We start from the raw sequence: 15,871 nt of genomic DNA on the forward strand, positions 1-15,871 counted from the left end.
CCGGCAATACGGCCACTTTATGGCCGAGGACTACTTCTTGGGCTTTACGTACAACACCAGGTTGTGATCGACCAATTCATAGCCGTGCTGCTCGGCGATCTGCCGCTGCAGGCGCTCGATTTCTTCGTTATGGAACTCAATGACCTCGCCTGAGTCCATACAGACCATGTGATCGTGATGCTCACCGCGAGCAATTTCAAACACTGAGTGGCCACCATCAAAGTTGTGGCGCTCCACCAGACCGGCACTCTCAAATTGCGTCAGTACCCGATACACGGTGGCCAGGCCCACATCGTCACCCGCCTCCATCAGTGCCTTGTAGACATCTTCGGCGCTCATATGATGGTTTTCGGACGACTCCAGCATTTGCAGAATCTTCACCCGGGGCAGGGTGACTTTCAGCCCCGCTTTGCGCAGTTCCTGATTTTCTTCGGCCATTTAACCCCCAAACCCTTCTCAGTATTCGCGTCAATCGGGTATTATCCCCGTTCATTTTGCCAAGTGGAAGCCCTTATATGAAAATAGCCAGCAAACTCTCACTGGTCGCCGTCTTGTTCGCCAGCTTGACAGGTTGCTCCTATTTCCAATTTCCCGGCGTGCACAAAATCTATGTGCAGCAAGGACACATCATCACCCAGGAGATGATCGACCAACTCGAAACCGGCATGACCAAGCGTCAGGTGCGCTTTGTGCTGGGCACGCCGCTGCTTGAAGATGGTTTCAACCAGGATCGCTGGGATTATCACTACAGCCTGAGTCGCGGCGACGAGAACCTGCGCGAGCGCCATCTGACGGTCTACTTCGAAAATGATCAGATGACCCGCTATGAAGGCAGCGCGGTCCGCCCCGAAGAAAGCAGCGACGAGGACGAGACACCGCTGGTACCGACCAATATCGAGGGCGACCCCCTGCCGACACCGGGTGAAGACGTCAATGATGACACCGAGGCGACGCCACTACCCACCAACACCATGTGATCCTCGGCCACCCCCGCCCATCAATACCACCGGGGCCTCACCAACGAGGCTCCGTGCGATCAGGATTCCGCCTGTTTCTTCTGCGCCCTTTTGCGACGCACCTCTTTCGGATCTGAAATCAGCGGTCGATAGATCTCGACCCGATCCCCGGGCTGCAACTCGTGCTCCCGTGGCGGCTTAAGCCCCTTGGTTCCGAGCGCCTGACCAAAGATGCCCATCTTGGCGCTGTCCAGATCAATCTCCGGAAACACTTTCACAATACCCGAGCGCTCAGCCGCCTGATACGCCGTGGTACCCGGCTCCACCAACAGCTCTATGATCTTCTGTTGGTCCGGCCGGGCATAGGCCACTTCTACGGTAATCAAATCACCATCCGCCATGTTTGCAGCCCCTTAAACACCATAGATCTGTCGGGCACGGCTGCACAGTGCATCCACCTGCTGACTTGCCGCCGACTCGAAAAACTTACCCACCGCCAGGCTCAGCAGGCGGTTCTGCATATCAAACTCCAGCTCCAGGCGCACTCGGCAGCCCTCGCCCACCGGCTCAAAGGTCCACTTACCCTCCAGGCGGGAAAAGGGGCCATCCACCAGACTCATGGTCATGCTCTCCGGCGTCTTCAGCACGTTATGCGTGACAAAGCTCTGGCTGATACCCGCCTTCTGCAGCTCCAGGCGCGCCTCCAGCCAGTCGTCACCCCGGCGCAACACCTCGGCACCGACGCAGTCACTCATGTACTCCGGATAGGCCTCGATATCGTTTACCAGTTCAAACATCTGCGCGGGTGAATAGTTCACCAGCGCACTGCGTTCTACTCGATGGGTCAAGAAAACATCTCCCGTTGATTCGCGGCCATCAGGCCCAGAAGCCGCCGATCAGAATCAGCAATAACGCCGGCGGACAAAGGTATTTGAGGAGCGTCAACCAGAGCTCAAACTGGCGCTCGCTCTCCTGGCGCAGCTCATGGCGCAACAGCTCCCGACGGGCCACCCAGCCGACAAACAGCGCCATGGCCAGACCGCCCAGCGGCAACATCACCCGCTGGGTGACAAAATCCAGAAAACCAAACACGTTCATACCGAACAGTCCGGTGAAGTCGGCCCAGTGGTTGAACGACAGAACCGAGCCGATGCCCAGCAGCCAGGCACTGCCGGCAATCAATCCGTTCGCCGTGTACCGCTTGAGCCCAAAACGCTCAGTGATATAGGCCACACAGGGCTCGAGCAGTGAAATGGTGGAGCTCCAGGCGGCCAGGGTCACCAGCACAAAGAAGGCCGCCCCGAAGACGACCCCGCCGGGCATGCTGCCGAAGGCGACCGGCAGACTGACAAACATCAGGCCGGGACCGTCGCCGGGGGAAATGCCCGGGGTGGCAAACACGATCGGAAACATCGCCAGCCCCGCCACCAGCGCCACCAACGTATCCAGTACCGCCACCGTCAGAACCATCTTCCCGATTGAGGCCTTGCCGGGCATATAGGAGCCGTAAGCCATGATCGCACCCATGGCCAGACTCAAGGTAAAGAATGCGTGCCCGAGGGCAATAGAGGCGCCCTGCCAGGACAGGTCCGACACGTTGAAGTCAAACATGAAATGCAGTCCCTGAGCGAAATCTCCCGCCACGACGGCGTAGCCCAACAACAACAACAGGAGCACAAACAGCAGCGGCATCAAGACCCGAACTGCCGTTTCCAGGCCCCGGGTCACCCCGAAAGCGACCACCAGCACCGTCAAGCCGATAAACACCGTCTGCCAGAGCATCAGGCGCGTCGGATCCGCGAGCAGAGCGTCAAAAGCGGCGCTGGCCGACTCTCCATTCCAACCACTGAAGCCACCCTGCACCGCCGTACTCATATAATCCAGCGCCCAGCCGGCCACCACACTGTAGAACGACAGAATCAGAAACGCGGTCAATACCCCCAGGGCCCCGATCAGATTCCAATGCGGCGACACCCGGCTCTGCTGCGCCATTTTTCTGACCGAATCCACCGGGTTGGCGCGACCATGGCGCCCGAGCACCACCTCGGCAATCATCACCGGCACGCCGATCATGGCAATAAACACCAGGTACATAAGCACAAACGCCCCACCGCCGTTTTCGCCGGTGATGTAGGGAAACTTCCAGATGTTGCCCAGCCCCACCGCGGAACCGGTGGCGGCCAGGACAAAGGTGCCTTTATGTCCCCAAATCGCGTGTTGTTTGATGCGTTCCACGGCTAGCTCCGGGCTAAAGTCGGTTTGCGCCGCTCTGGCGCGCGCGGCCGACCCGCTGTTGCGGGCACAAAGGCGGCATTGTAACGGCAATTGTCGGGAATGTGCAGGGTTCGCCCCCGAATCCGGGCAGACAGAGAGGCCTTCAAGCCTTTATAATGCCCGCCGCACATTCACGCCCCGAGCAAGGTTGATCATTTCGATGAGTAAGAAGAAGGGTAAGAAACCCAGCGGCAATACCATTGCCCTGAACAAGAAGGCCAAGTTTGATTTCGCGCTGCAGGATCGCGTGGAGGCGGGCCTGTCGCTGCAGGGTTGGGAGGTGAAGAGCCTGCGCCAGGGTAAGGTGCAGCTGACGGATACCTATGTGCTGTTCAAAAACGGCGAGGCGTGGTTGCTCGGCGCCCACATATCACCGCTGCCCACGGCGTCGACTCATTTTGTGACCGATCCGACCCGCACTCGCAAACTGCTGCTCAAGCGCAAGGAGATTGCGAAGCTGCAGGCGGCGGCGGAGCAGAAGGGCTACACGGTGGTGGCAACGGCGCTGTATTGGAAGAAGCACTTGGTGAAGTGCGAGGTGGCGCTGGGTAAAGGTAAGCAGGAGCACGATAAGCGCGAGACGGAGAAGGAGCGCGATTGGAATCGTCAGAAGCGGGCGATCATGAAGGATGTGAATAGGTAGTTCTTTTTACCATTTTTCCCCTCCAGAGAGCCTGGCCCCTCCAGAGCCTCCGAGCCCTTTAGCGGGGTTCCTCTCTCTCCAGAAAACCCGGGCTCGCTATCAGGTGGGCTGTTTCGGAAACGCGATGAATACGTCCCTGTAGCTCCCTCGCTTCATCCCTGAAGCGAGGGTTCCGAAACAGCCCACCTGACATCGAGCCCTCTGGAGTAGAAGGCCGGTTCAGTGGGTATAGATAATTACACCAGAACGTGAATTCACCTCGGAGGGCACGGTATCGGGTGACCTGTTTTCAAACCCTCGCTTCAGGGATGAAGCGAGGGAGCCCCATGGATGGGTTCATGTGTTTTGAAAACAGGTCACCCGGTAGCGGGCCCGGACGCTCTGGAGAGAACGAAGCGCGACCGGGCGACGGAGGGGCTAGGCGGAGAAGGGGTGGCGCAGGACGATGGTTTCGATGCGGTCTGGGCCGGTGGAGATGATGTCTACCGGCGTCTTCAGAATCTCTTCCAGACGGCGGATATAAGCGCGGGCGTTTTCCGGCAGCTCATCCAGAGACTTGGCACCAACGGTCGACTCCTGCCAACCCGGCAGCTCCTCATACACCGGCTCAATCGCCTCCCAGCCCTCGGCATCGAACGGAATCCCTACCGGATTCCCCTGGGCATCGCGGTACTCAACACAGATTTTCACCGTGTCCAGACCGTCCAGCACATCCAGCTTGGTCAGACACAGGCCGGTGACGCTGTTGATCCGGTTGACGTGATGCAGAGCCACCGCATCAAACCAGCCACAGCGACGCTTGCGGCCCGTGGTCGCGCCAAACTCGTGTCCTTTCTCACCCAGGTGCTGACCCACACCGCAGTCAAGCTCGGTGGGGAATGGGCCGGAGCCGACACGAGTGGTGTACGCCTTGGTGATGCCCAGAACATAATCAAGGTACATGGGGCCAAAACCGGAGCCAGTCGCGGTGCCGCCAGCGGTGGTGTTGGAGGAGGTCACAAACGGATAGGTACCGTGGTCAATATCCAGCAGAGAGCCCTGGGCCCCCTCGAACAGAATGCCTTCGCCGCGCTCGCGGGCGCTGTGCAGCGCCTCGGTCACGTCGGTGATCATCGGGCGCAGCTCTTCGGCCCAGGCGGTGCAGGTGTCCAGCACCTGTTGGTAATCCACTGCATCCACGCCGTAATAACTGGTCAGCATGAAGTTGTGGTAATCCAGCACTTCTTTTAACTTGGTCGCAAAACGGTCCATATGCAACAGATCGCCCAGGCGCAGGCCCCGGCGGGCCACTTTGTCTTCGTAGGCCGGACCAATACCCCGGCCGGTGGTGCCAATCTTTGCGTTGCCACGGGCCGCCTCGCGCGCCTGGTCCAGGGCAATGTGGTAGGGCAGAATCAGCGGGCAGGCCGGCGACAGGCGCAGGCGCTTGCGCACGGGAACGCTCTTAGCTTCCAGCTCGGCAATTTCCTTGAACAGGGCCTCGGGAGACAGCACCACGCCGTTGCCGATCAGGCAAGTGACATCTTCACGCAAAATGCCGGAGGGGATCAGGTGAAGAACGGTCTTCTCACCGTCGATCACCAGTGTATGGCCGGCATTGTGGCCGCCCTGGAAGCGGGCCACCAGCGATACCTGATCGGTCAGCAGGTCGACGATCTTACCCTTGCCTTCGTCACCCCACTGGGTGCCCAAAATCACGACGTTCTTACCCATGTTTGTGCAACTCATTTTGTAACATTAAATGTGCTCCCCGGCCGATCAGGCCAGAGGAATAACCTGGTAGTGTCCGTCCTTCAGGACCAGTTGGCGGTCACAGCCCGCTTCCTCGGGCGGTGTTGGCTCTGCGCCGAAGACCACCCGCTCCCCTTTTGCCCGCAACGCCTGTACGGCCTGCCACTGCTCGGGCATGGCCTGATCGGCGGCCCAGATTCCCCTGGGGGCCTGGCGCTCGATCAACCCCAATTTACTGATCGCGGAAATATCCACCGCGAACCCGGTCGCGGGCCGAGCCCGGCCGAAGACTTCACCAATATGATCGTACCGGCCGCCACTGGCGATCGGGTTGCCATAACCGGGCGCAAAGGCCGCGAACACCAGGCCGGTCAGGTAGTGGTAACCGCGGACCTCGCCGAGGTCGAAGTAAAGTTCCGCCGCCGGGTAGCGCTCAGCCACCACGTCGGCGACCTGCTCCAGTTGATCCACAGCCGCCAGTACGGCAGGCGGGCACTGGGCAAAACAGTCCCGCGCCCGATCCAGCACGGACCGATCGCCGGCCAGCCCGGGCAGCGCGAGGAACACATCGGCCAGGGGCGAACCATTCAGGTTGTCCGCTACCCAGGCGCGAATTTCGGTGACGGCCTTGCGCTGAAGCAGGTCGAAAAAGATATCTTCCTGTGTCTGGCTCAGATCGGCGGCATCGGCAAGAGCTCGATAAATACCGACATGCCCCAAGTCTATGTGCTGGCGCGGAAGCCCCGCCAGGGCAAGGGATTCGAGCAGTAGCGACACCACTTCGATATCGGCCCGAGTGCCCGGCTCACCAAAGAATTCGACCCCGGCCTGGATGGGGGTACGGGTGGCAAGGGGGTTCTTGGGCTTGGCGTGAACCACATGGCCGGCGTAGCAGAGGCGATTGGCGCCGGGCAGCGTAAAGCTGTGGGCATCCATACGGGCGGTCTGCGGCGTAATGTCAGCGCGGATACCCAAGGTGCGGCCCGAGAGCTGATCGGTCACTTTGAAGGTGAGCAGATCTACATCGCGGCCCAGGCCGGTCAGCAAGGAGTCGGTGTACTCCAGCAACGGCGGAATCACCAGGTCGTAACCCCAGGTGCGGTAGAGGTCTACCAGGCGACGGCGCAGTTGCTCAATGGCCTCGGCCTCGGCAGGCAGAATTTCCTCAACACCGTCGGGCAACAGCCAGCGGTCAGCATAGGTCATAACAGACTCGAACAGTTGTTGGATTCAGCGTACGCAATGGTCCCGGCCGGGAGACAACGTCTAACGAAGCCACAGCAGCAGGCCGGCCCCGATAAGCATACTTACCAGACCCATGGTGCGCAGTCGGCGATCATCTACCCTGGCCAGCGTTGCCACGGCCTGGCGCCAGCGCTGGGGGTACAGAAACGGAAGTATGCCCTCGATCACCAGCATCAGGCAGAAGGCGCGCGCGAGGTCTTCCCACATGGCGGCCACTCCCAAACCGGACACAAAAAACCGGGCGCTTCACGCGCCCGGCGGCAGGATTTTAGCACTTTTTGCGGGCAAATGGTGCCCATTGCCCGGCTATTTTTGGCCTTCGGCGTTCTTCAGGTACTGGAAAAACTCGCTCGACGGGTCCACCACCAGAAGGTCATCACTGCCGTTGAAGGCATTCCTGTAGGCATTCAGGCTGCGCACAAAGGCATAGAAATCCGGGTTCTGGTTGAACGCCGCGGCGTAAATGGCCGCCGCCCTGGCATCGCCATCACCACGCAGAAGTTCAGCATCGCGATAGGCGTTGGCCTCGAGCACCGCGCGCTGGCGATCGGCATCCGCCCGAATCACTTCCGCCTGCTCGCGACCGGTGGCACGGTACTCGCGGGCCTCCTTCTCGCGGTCAGCGGCCATCCGGTCAAAAACCGACTCACTGACATCGTCAGGCAGATCGATCCGCTTTACGCGGATATCAATCACTTCAACCCCCAGCAGCTCCATGGCGGTTTCGTTCATCTGAGCGGTCAGATCTTCCATCAGCTTGTCCCGCTCACCCGAGACCACTTCATGCAGGGTGCGCCGACCGACCTCGTTACGCAGACCGTCCGCCACACGGGAGGCGAGACGGGCATCAGCCACATCTTCCTGACCACCGGTGGCCTTGTAGTAGGCCTCGACGTTCTTGACCCGCCACTTGGCATAGGAGTCGACGATCAAGCGCTTGTTCTCCACCGTGTAAAAACTCTCGGGACGGGCGTCAGCGGTCAATATCCGACCATCGAATTTACGGACACGGTCAGCGAAGGGAAGCTTGATGTGTACGCCGGGCTGTACATCCGCGTTCACCAGAGCACCAAAACGAAGCACAACGGCGCGCTCGTATTCATTCACAATGAATACCGTATTGGCGCCAACCAGAACCAGGACACCCAGTAGGACCAGGGTAAAGATACCTTTATTGGACATCAGCGAATATCCCCCCGAGTGTTGGTTCGCGTGGCGCTGGATGGGCGACGATTGAGCTCGCGGGTCACCTGCTCAGTGACATCCCGCAGCGCGTCGGCCGACATACCGGTCTGGCCGGCGTTGCCCGACGCCCCATCGCTCTGACGGTTCTGCAGACGGTCCAGCGGCAGATACATCATGTTGTTGCCATCTTCCACATCGACCATGACTTTGCTGGCCTTGGAAAACACTTCCTCAACCGCGTCGATATAAAGGCGACGCCGGGTCACCTCGGGGGCCTTGTCGAATTCGGCCATCAGCAGCTCAAAGCGGCGGGACTCACCTTCCGCCTCGGCCACGACGCGAGCCCGGTAGGCCTCCGCCTCCTCGATCATGCGCTGGGCCTGACCGCGGGCCTGAGGGATCACCGAGTTGGCGTACGCCTGGGCTTCGTTCTTGAGGCGCTCTTCGTCCTCTTTGGCCTTGATCACATCATCAAAAGCGTCGCGCACCTCTTCCGGTGGGCGAGCCTCCTGGATGTTCACTTCACGCACGGCGATACCCGCGCCGTAGCTGTCCAGATAATTCTGCAGGCGTTGCTGCACTTCATCCGCAATCAGCTGACGCCCCCCGGAGAGCACCTGATTGATCTCACTTGAACCCACCACATGACGCAGCGCACTGTCAGCGGCTTGGCGTAGGCTGTTTTCCGGGTCGCGGACGTTCAGCACAAACGCCTTCACGTCATTGACGTTGTACTGCACGGTAATCGGCAGCTCGACGATGCTTTCGTCCTGCGTCAACATCAGCCCACGGGAAGGGTACTGCCGCTCCTCAGTTACGTTCTCCACAAAGACAGTCGTGATCAGCGGCGCATTCCAGCGCAGCCCGGCATCCTTGATTTCCTGGAATGCACCGAACTGCAGCACCACCGCGCGCTCTTTGGCATCGACCACATAGAAACCGAGCACGAAGTAAATGGCGGCCGCAACCAGCAGCACAATACCCACCAGAGGTGCGGCACTGCCGGCATTGCCGCCACTACCGGAGCCACCGCCCGATCCGCCGAACAGGCCATTCAGCCGATCGCGAAATTTCTTCCAGGCTTCATCCAAATCCGGCGGGCCGCTGTTATTGCCGCCTCCCCAGGGGTCCTTACCCCCGCCTCCCGGTTCATTCCAGGCCATATTGACTCTCCGTCGATTAACGTCTTTCCCCAGCGACAGGCACTGCGGAATGGATATTCGGGTACCGTCAAGCAGATCGCTCCGGCAAGAGCGAGATTCTAGCAAAGTCGGGCGCCGCTCTAACAGGCAATTCGGCCGGAATCGTCTCCGTCGGCCCAGTGCAATTCGTCATAGCGCAGGTTTTCAGCGCTCAGCAAACGCATCAGATCACTTTTGGGCAGCCGTATCTCCAGTAACACCGAGCCGTCCTCGCCGTGCTGTTCGTCGGCCACCGCCTGCTGTTGATAGAGCTTGGCCCGCAGGCGCCCCTGCTCGGGCTTGAGCTGCAGCCGCCCGGCAACCATCTCCCGCCCCAGGGCATCGGAGATGGCTTCCATCAGCAACTCGACCCCCTGCCCGGTCTGTGCAGACAGCCACACGGCGATCGGCTTGCCGTGGTCATCACGATCGATACGGGGCTCCATACCGAGCAGATCAATCTTGTTGTAGACACGCAATTCCGGCAGTTCAGCCGCGCCGATTTCTGCCAGCACCTCCTCGACCTGCTCGATATTGTGCAGCCGCTCCTCCGCCGCCGCATCGATCACGTGGAGCAGCAGGCTGGAATTACTGGCCTCCTCTAGGGTCGCCCGGAAGGCCTGCACCAGCTTGTGCGGCAAATGGCTGATGAAGCCCACCGTATCGGCCAGAATCAGCGCGCCGACATCGGGCACTTCGAGCCGACGCATGGTCGGATCCAGGGTGGCGAACAGTTGGTTCTCCGCGAACACCTTGGCATCGGTAATCTGGTTGAACAGCGTGGATTTGCCGGCGTTGGTGTAGCCCACCAGGGACACCGTTGGAATGTCCGCTCGCTGGCGGGAACGGCGCCCCTGATTACGCTGGGTGCGCACCTTGGCCAGCCGCTTCTCGATGGCGGTAATCCGCCCGCGCAGCAGTCGACGGTCGGTTTCGAGCTGGGTTTCACCCGGGCCCCGCAGGCCGATACCGCCCTTCTGGCGCTCCAAGTGGGTCCAGCCGCGCACCAGGCGCGTGGCCATATGACGCAGCTGCGCCAACTCCACCTGCAATTTGCCCTCAAAGGTGCGGGCGCGCTGGGCAAAAATATCCAGAATCAGGCCGGTACGATCCAGAACCCGGCACTCGAGTGCCTGCTCCAGGTTACGCTCCTGACTGGGAGAGAGTGTGTGGTTGAAGATGACCAGCTCCGCACCATTTTCCTTCACCACCGCCTGCAGCTCTTCGAGCTTGCCGGTGCCGACAAAGTATTTGGCATGGGGAGCCGCGCGCTGACCACCCACCAGAGCGATCGGGTCGCCACCGGCAGACAATACCAGCTCTTCAAATTCTCGGGGGTCTTCCGGCGCCTGGCCGTGGGAGAGATCCAGGTGAACCAGCACCGCCAGTTCACCGGAGTCGGGACGATCAAAAAACAAGTAGTTACCTCAGCGGCAGATTACTCGGCCGGTGCTTCCTCGCCTTCGCCTTCCGCCGGATTCAGCAGAGGAACACGCACAGCGCGAGAGGGCACAACCGTGGAAATGGCATGCTTGTAGACCATCTGGCTGACAGTGTTCTTCAGCAGCACAACAAACTGGTCGAACGATTCAACCTGACCCTGCAACTTGATGCCGTTTACCAGGTAAATGGATACCGGTACACGCTCTTTGCGCAGTACGTTCAGGTAAGGGTCTTGTAAACTATGCCCTTTTGACATGGTTATTCTCCTTATCGAGATAGAAATTTATCCGCCTAAGTCCTCCCCACTGGAGCTGGAAAGGGGGCGGCCAGAAAAACATGAAAAACTGACTAGGATTCTCACACCGCTATTATATGGTCGTAGTACCCATAGAATTCAAGGTGTTCTTAACAATTTCTTGCAAGTTGAGATCTGAACCGGACTCGTCCTGCGTGTAAATCCACGAGAGTGAAGGCCAACCCCGCAGCCACGTCACCTGGCGCTTGGCCAGCTGGCGCGTCGCCACCACCCCCCGCTCACAGAGCTCGCTTCGGCTCATGGTCGGCCCCGGCCCTTCCTCAGCGTCCAGGTACTCCCAGACTTGACGGTAGCCTACCGCCCGTATCGCCGGCAGGCTGGGCTGGAGATCGCCGCGGGCACGCAGAGTTTTGACCTCATCGATCAGTCCCTGTTCCAACATCTGCTCAAACCGGGTCTGTATACGCTGATGCAGCACCTTGCGATCACGGGGAGATATGGCCAACTGGGTGACATCAAAGCGCTCGGTAAACGCCGGGCCCGCCTGGGCCTGCTGCTCGCGGCGCAGCTCGGTCATGGTTTTGCCGCTGACCCGGTAGACTTCCAGGGCACGACTGAGGCGCTGGGAGTGGTTGGGGTGAATCTCGGCCGCCATTTCGGGGTCCACCTCGGCCAATTGCGCGTGAATATGGGGCCAGCCGTGCTCGGCGGCCTCACGCTCAATGGCTTCGCGTACCGCCGGATCCGCCTCGGGCATGGGCGCCAGGCCGTCCAGCAGGGCTTTAAAATAGAGCATGGTGCCGCCCACCAGCAGCGGGATACGGCCAGCGGCGTGAATATCGGCGATTTCCCGCTCGGCGTCGGCCCGAAAATCCGCCACCGAGTAGGGATCGGCCGGGTCGCGGATATCAATCAAGCGGTGCGGCGCCCGAGCGAGCTCCTCGGCGGTGGGTTTGGCGGTGCCAATATCCATGCCCCGGTAGACCAGGGTGGAGTCGACACTGATCAGCTCCACCGGCAGGTGCTCGCGCAGGGCCATGGCCAGGGCGGTTTTGCCGGAGGCGGTGGGGCCCATCAGGAAGATGACTTTTTGGCGGTTGGTCATGGTTTATAGCGCCGTGTTTTAGTACTTCGTAGAGAGTCCGGTCCGGATTGGGGTAGACCCTTCCCGGACACGCCGTAAACCCATCCCTGGGGCTCGCATCGCGGGTCCCCCGCTCCACGGTCCGGGAAGGGTCTACCCCAATCCGGACCTCCTAGGTCGCCGCGTGCTTTGGTGGCTGCGTATTTCCAAAACGCAACAAATCTATCCATGGAGCTCCCTCACTTCATCCATGAAGTGAGGGTTTGGGAATGGTTTGCCCGATGGCGGGCCCTCAGAAGCAGCATCGTGGTTCGCGTAGGGCGGATAAGCGCAACGCGCGCATCCGTCGTAAATACCCTTACAACCCACGGATAAAAATCGGGGATTGGGTAACGGCGGATGCGGGCTGCGCCCTTATCCGCCCTACGCCACCTAAGTTGGACATGGCACTGAGGTCAGGGGTGGGGTATGGCATTCCGGGACCGTGGAGCGGGGGACCCGCGATGCGAGCCCCCAGGGGCCGCTCTGTGGCATCCATGCCATCGCGGCATTAGTGCATCCATGCACTTCATGGGTTCACGGCGTGTCCCGGAATGCCATACCCCACCTGACCGGACAATACTAAATCCACCCAAGCGCTCTACTGCCCACGCATAAAGAGCTTGTCGAGTTCGTCCAGGGACTGCAGGGCCCAGGTGGGGCGGCCGTGGTTGCACTGGCCGCTGCGCTCGGTGGCCTCCATATCCCGCAACAGGGCATTCATCTCCGGGATGGTCAGGCGGCGGTTGGCGCGCACTGAGCCGTGACAGGCCATGGTCGAAAGCAGCTCGTTGATCCGCTGCTGAATCCGCTCACTGCTGCCGTACTCGATCAGATCCGAGAGCACATCCCGCACCAACTGCGCCACCGGGGCGCGGTTGAGCAGTGCCGGCACTTGGCGGACCAGAAGCGTTTCCGGGCCGGCGCGCTGTAACTCAAAGCCCAACTGAGTGAAGGTATCGGCGTGCTCCTCGGCACAGTCCGCCTCCTTCTGGCTCACCGCAATGCTCTCCGGCACCAACAGCGGTTGGGTCTGCAGGCCACCTTGGCCAAACGCGGACTTCATCCGCTCGTAAGTGATGCGTTCATGGGCCGCGTGCATATCGACGATGATCAGCCCCTGGGCGTTCTCCGCCAGAATATAAATGCCCTTGAGCTGGGCAATGGCATAACCCAGCGGCGGCACCTCGCCATCCTCAGACTCCGGCATCGGTGTAGTCGCCGAAGGAGCCGCTGCCCCACCGTACTGGCCCTGGTAGCCGGCACCGCCATTAAACGGCTGATGCAGGCTGCCGTACTGGCGCATCTGCTCCGCGACCGCGCCCGGGGCGGGCGCACCGGGGGGCTGATACCCGCCGGCCGGGTGACTGGCGGCGGCCAGGCCCATGGGCGCCTGGCGAAATTCGCCTGCGGCGGCTCCGCTCAGGGCTGGTTCGGGCGCCTCGGTCTCCGACTCCAGACGATCCCCCGGGCGGACCTGAGCCAGGGCATGATGCAGGCTGCTGAAAATGAAGTCGTGCACCCGGCGGTTGTCCCGGAAGCGCACTTCGTGCTTGGTCGGGTGGACGTTGACATCCACGGTGGACGGGTCCACTTCCAGGTACAGCACAAACGCCGGGTGGCGTCCGTGATAGAGCACGTCCTGGTAAGCCTGACGGACTGCGTGCCCGACCAGCTTGTCACGAATGGCCCGACCGTTGACGTAAAAATGCTGCAGGTCCGCCTGGCTGCGATTGAAGCTCGGCTGCGCCACCCACCCCCACAGGCGCAGTCCGGAGCGCTCGATATCAATGTGCAGCGCCTGCTCCATAAACGCCGGGCCGCACACCTGAGCCACCCGGCGCTCGCGCTCAATCTGGGTGCTGGCTTCACGCCAGCTGTAAACCGCACGGTTATTGTTGCGCAAGGTGAAGGCGACATCGAACCGGGACAGGGCCTGGCGCTTGATGACATCGTCCAGATGGTTGTATTCGGTCTTTTCCGTGCGCAGGAATTTGCGCCGGGCCGGGGTATTGAAAAACAGATCCCGCACTTCCACCGTGGTGCCTTTGGGGTGGGCAGCCGGCGCCAGCTCGGCCTGCATATCCCGCCCTTCGGCGGTGACCTGCCAACCGGCGCTCTCGTCGCTGGTATTACTGGTCAGGGTCAGGCGCGCCACGGAACTGATACTGGCCAGGGCCTCACCGCGGAACCCCAGGGTGGCCACCGCCTCAAGGTCATCCAGCTCGCGAATCTTGCTGGTGGCGTGGCGACTCAGGGCCAGGGGCAGATCGGATTTGTCGATACCACCGCCGTTGTCGCGCACTCGCATCAACTTGATGCCACCGTCCTCAACGTCCACTTCAACGCGGGTCGCGCCCGCGTCCAGACTATTTTCCAGCAGCTCCTTGATCACCGATGACGGGCGCTCCACCACCTCGCCGGCGGCGATCTGGTTGGCGAGGCGCGGGTTGAGCAATTGAATTCTAGACATGCATTCTCAATAGGGTTAAAGGCTGGCGTAGGCCAGCCGCGAGCCTCAGCTCGATGGAATTTTCAGTACCTGTCCGACTTGGATCACGTGACCGTTGAGGCCGTTTTCCCGCCGGATGGCATCCACACTGACGTTGTGCTGGCGGGCAATGGCGCTCAGGGTGTCTCCGCGACTGATGGTGTACTCCCGCGCATCTCCACCGCCCTGACGGCGGCTGGCCAGATAGGTGCCGGCCGGTGGCTGGCGTTCGAAGTAACGGCGTACCCCCTGCCCGATACGGTCCGCCATCTGCTGGCGATACTGGGCCGTGGCCAGTTTGCGCGCCTCACCGGGATTGGAGATAAAACCGGTCTCCACCAGAATGGACGGCACATCGGGCGATTTGAGCACGGCGAAGCCGGCCTGCTCGACCCGGGGTTTGTGCAACCGGGAGATGCCGCCCATAGACTCAAGCACCTCCTTACCTACCGTCAGACTCGAGTTGAGCGTCGCGGTCATGGACAGGTCCACCAGTACACCGGCCAGCACTTCGTCTTTGTCTTCCAGGCTGACACTGCCCACCCCGCCAATCAGGTCGGCCTCGTTTTCGCGTTCGGCCAGAAACCGGGCGGTCTCACTGGTGGCGCCGCTGCGCGACAGGGCGAACACCGAGCTGCCATTGGCCGACGGGTGGGTAAAGGCATCGGCGTGAATCGATACAAACAGGTCCGCCTGCATCTTACGGGCGATATTGCGTCGCTCCCGCAAGGGCACATAATAGTCGCCGGTGCGCACCAGTTTGGCCTCATAGCCGGGAATCCCATTGAGCTCCCGGACCAGCCGCTTGGCGATATCAAACACCACGTTTTTCTCGTACAGTTTGCCGGGGCCAATTGCCCCCGGATCCTCGCCCCCGTGGCCGGCATCCACGGCAATCACCACGTTCCGATCGCCGCTGGTTGTGGCAGGGGTTTTATCCGCGAGCGCTTCCGCCCGACTTTTTCCCTGATCGTGCAGATCGATTACCAGCCGGTCATTGGTGCCGGCGTGGCGCTTGAGCAGGAAACTCTTGGGGCGCACGGATTCTTTCAGGTCGAACACCACCCGCAGAGTGCCATCGCTGCGATGCGCACTGCGTACCCGCCGGATCGGGGTATCGTCCAGCGCGAGATCATCCAGGCTGGCCTTGAGCCGGGTATCGGCAACGTCGACGACCACCCGGCTGGGCGAACTCAGGGAGAACAGCTTGTGGTCCACCGGGCCGCTGAGATCGAACACCAACCGCGTGTGGTCCGGTGCGCGCCACAGACGGACACTATCCACATCCGCAGCGCTGAGCGGAAAGGACCCACTACCCATCAGGAGCACCACCAGGGCCCACC

General features: G+C 61.0%; 16 protein-coding genes. 2 read left to right on the plus strand and 14 right to left on the minus strand.

Annotation, left to right across the window (positions count from 1 at the left end):
* Positions 1 to 30: 30 nt before the first annotated feature.
* On the minus strand, positions 31 to 438 hold the full coding sequence (gene fur / locus EDC38_RS08775; protein WP_024461128.1) for a ferric iron uptake transcriptional regulator: 408 nt from the start codon (positions 436 to 438) through the stop codon (positions 31 to 33).
* A gap of 77 nt (positions 439 to 515) precedes the next feature.
* Here fur and EDC38_RS08780 point away from each other — a divergent pair, with 77 nt between their 5' ends.
* The gene (locus tag EDC38_RS08780; protein WP_024461129.1) at positions 516 to 977 is read left to right on the plus strand and encodes an outer membrane protein assembly factor BamE; all 462 of its coding nucleotides are present in this window, start codon (positions 516 to 518) and stop codon (positions 975 to 977) included.
* 59 nt (positions 978 to 1,036) lie between these two features.
* Here the strand turns inward: EDC38_RS08780 and EDC38_RS08785 are convergent, their stop codons facing one another.
* Genes EDC38_RS08785 through EDC38_RS08795 form a run of 3 tightly spaced genes read right to left on the minus strand, consistent with a single transcriptional unit; the run spans position 1,037 to position 3,191 of the window.
* Positions 1,037 to 1,357, minus strand: a complete 321-nt coding sequence (locus tag EDC38_RS08785) for an RnfH family protein (protein ID WP_123638176.1) — start codon at positions 1,355 to 1,357, stop codon at positions 1,037 to 1,039.
* 12 nt (positions 1,358 to 1,369) lie between these two features.
* Entirely contained in the window at positions 1,370 to 1,804 is a 435-nt protein-coding gene (locus EDC38_RS08790; RefSeq protein WP_123638177.1) for a type II toxin-antitoxin system RatA family toxin, read from the minus strand.
* Between the two features lie 28 nt (positions 1,805 to 1,832).
* Positions 1,833 to 3,191, minus strand: a complete 1,359-nt coding sequence (locus EDC38_RS08795; RefSeq protein ID WP_123638178.1) for a sodium-dependent transporter — start codon at positions 3,189 to 3,191, stop codon at positions 1,833 to 1,835.
* Positions 3,192 to 3,390: 199 nt separating this feature from the next.
* On the opposite strand from EDC38_RS08795, the gene smpB reads away from it, so the two are divergent.
* On the plus strand, positions 3,391 to 3,873 hold the full coding sequence (smpB, locus tag EDC38_RS08800) for an SsrA-binding protein SmpB (RefSeq protein ID WP_024461133.1): 483 nt from the start codon (positions 3,391 to 3,393) through the stop codon (positions 3,871 to 3,873).
* Between the two features lie 417 nt (positions 3,874 to 4,290).
* On the opposite strand, the gene EDC38_RS08805 is transcribed toward smpB, so the two are convergent.
* The 10 genes from EDC38_RS08805 to EDC38_RS08850 all read right to left on the minus strand — a co-directional run bounded on the left by EDC38_RS08805 (position 4,291) and on the right by EDC38_RS08850 (position 15,848).
* Positions 4,291 to 5,586, minus strand: coding sequence for an adenylosuccinate synthase (locus EDC38_RS08805; protein WP_123638179.1), 1,296 nt, complete (start codon positions 5,584 to 5,586; stop codon positions 4,291 to 4,293).
* A gap of 45 nt (positions 5,587 to 5,631) precedes the next feature.
* A complete protein-coding gene (locus EDC38_RS08810) occupies positions 5,632 to 6,810 on the minus strand; it encodes an ATP phosphoribosyltransferase regulatory subunit (protein ID WP_123638180.1) in 1,179 nt (392 codons plus the stop codon).
* 60 nt (positions 6,811 to 6,870) lie between these two features.
* Positions 6,871 to 7,056 (minus strand): DUF2065 domain-containing protein, encoded by a 186-nt coding sequence (locus EDC38_RS08815; protein ID WP_123638181.1) that lies wholly within the window; start codon positions 7,054 to 7,056, stop codon positions 6,871 to 6,873.
* Between the two features lie 99 nt (positions 7,057 to 7,155).
* Complete coding sequence (gene hflC, locus EDC38_RS08820; protein WP_123638182.1) at positions 7,156 to 8,031, minus strand: protease modulator HflC; 876 nt, start codon at positions 8,029 to 8,031, stop codon at positions 7,156 to 7,158.
* Complete coding sequence (gene hflK / locus EDC38_RS08825) at positions 8,031 to 9,197, minus strand: FtsH protease activity modulator HflK (protein ID WP_123638183.1); 1,167 nt, start codon at positions 9,195 to 9,197, stop codon at positions 8,031 to 8,033. Before hflK ends, hflC begins: the two co-directional genes overlap by 1 nt.
* A 119-nt stretch (positions 9,198 to 9,316) precedes the next feature.
* Positions 9,317 to 10,633 (minus strand): ribosome rescue GTPase HflX, encoded by a 1,317-nt coding sequence (gene hflX / locus EDC38_RS08830; protein ID WP_123638184.1) that lies wholly within the window; start codon positions 10,631 to 10,633, stop codon positions 9,317 to 9,319.
* 20 nt (positions 10,634 to 10,653) lie between these two features.
* A complete protein-coding gene (hfq, locus tag EDC38_RS08835; RefSeq protein ID WP_024461140.1) occupies positions 10,654 to 10,914 on the minus strand; it encodes an RNA chaperone Hfq in 261 nt (86 codons plus the stop codon).
* Positions 10,915 to 11,026: 112 nt separating this feature from the next.
* A complete protein-coding gene (gene miaA / locus EDC38_RS08840; RefSeq protein WP_123638185.1) occupies positions 11,027 to 12,019 on the minus strand; it encodes a tRNA (adenosine(37)-N6)-dimethylallyltransferase MiaA in 993 nt (330 codons plus the stop codon).
* Between the two features lie 619 nt (positions 12,020 to 12,638).
* Complete coding sequence (mutL, locus tag EDC38_RS08845; protein WP_123638186.1) at positions 12,639 to 14,510, minus strand: DNA mismatch repair endonuclease MutL; 1,872 nt, start codon at positions 14,508 to 14,510, stop codon at positions 12,639 to 12,641.
* Positions 14,511 to 14,555: 45 nt separating this feature from the next.
* Positions 14,556 to 15,848 carry an N-acetylmuramoyl-L-alanine amidase gene (locus tag EDC38_RS08850; RefSeq protein ID WP_123638187.1) on the minus strand — a complete coding sequence of 431 codons (1,293 nt, stop codon included), beginning with the start codon at positions 15,846 to 15,848 and terminating at the stop codon, positions 14,556 to 14,558.
* Positions 15,849 to 15,871 lie beyond the last annotated feature (23 nt).

Source organism: Marinimicrobium koreense (assembly GCF_003762925.1).
In the GTDB taxonomy this organism is placed as follows: Bacteria; Pseudomonadota; Gammaproteobacteria; order Pseudomonadales; family Cellvibrionaceae; genus Marinimicrobium; species Marinimicrobium koreense.

Bases quoted from the DNA above. Each gene is read 5' to 3' on its own strand.
- fur (WP_024461128.1), bottom strand. From the start codon at position 438: ATGGCCGAAGAAAATCAGGAACTGCGCAAAGCGGGGCTGAAAGTCACC.
- EDC38_RS08780 (WP_024461129.1), top strand. From the start codon at position 516: ATGAAAATAGCCAGCAAACTCTCACTGGTCGCCGTCTTGTTCGCCAGC.
- EDC38_RS08785 (WP_123638176.1), bottom strand. From the start codon at position 1,357: ATGGCGGATGGTGATTTGATTACCGTAGAAGTGGCCTATGCCCGGCCG.
- smpB (WP_024461133.1), top strand. From the start codon at position 3,391: ATGAGTAAGAAGAAGGGTAAGAAACCCAGCGGCAATACCATTGCCCTG.
- EDC38_RS08805 (WP_123638179.1), bottom strand. From the start codon at position 5,586: ATGGGTAAGAACGTCGTGATTTTGGGCACCCAGTGGGGTGACGAAGGC.
- EDC38_RS08810 (WP_123638180.1), bottom strand. From the start codon at position 6,810: ATGACCTATGCTGACCGCTGGCTGTTGCCCGACGGTGTTGAGGAAATT.
- EDC38_RS08815 (WP_123638181.1), bottom strand. From the start codon at position 7,056: ATGTGGGAAGACCTCGCGCGCGCCTTCTGCCTGATGCTGGTGATCGAG.
- hflC (WP_123638182.1), bottom strand. From the start codon at position 8,031: ATGTCCAATAAAGGTATCTTTACCCTGGTCCTACTGGGTGTCCTGGTT.
- hflK (WP_123638183.1), bottom strand. From the start codon at position 9,197: ATGGCCTGGAATGAACCGGGAGGCGGGGGTAAGGACCCCTGGGGAGGC.
- hfq (WP_024461140.1), bottom strand. From the start codon at position 10,914: ATGTCAAAAGGGCATAGTTTACAAGACCCTTACCTGAACGTACTGCGC.
- miaA (WP_123638185.1), bottom strand. From the start codon at position 12,019: ATGACCAACCGCCAAAAAGTCATCTTCCTGATGGGCCCCACCGCCTCC.
- mutL (WP_123638186.1), bottom strand. From the start codon at position 14,510: ATGTCTAGAATTCAATTGCTCAACCCGCGCCTCGCCAACCAGATCGCC.
- EDC38_RS08850 (WP_123638187.1), bottom strand. From the start codon at position 15,848: ATGGGTAGTGGGTCCTTTCCGCTCAGCGCTGCGGATGTGGATAGTGTC.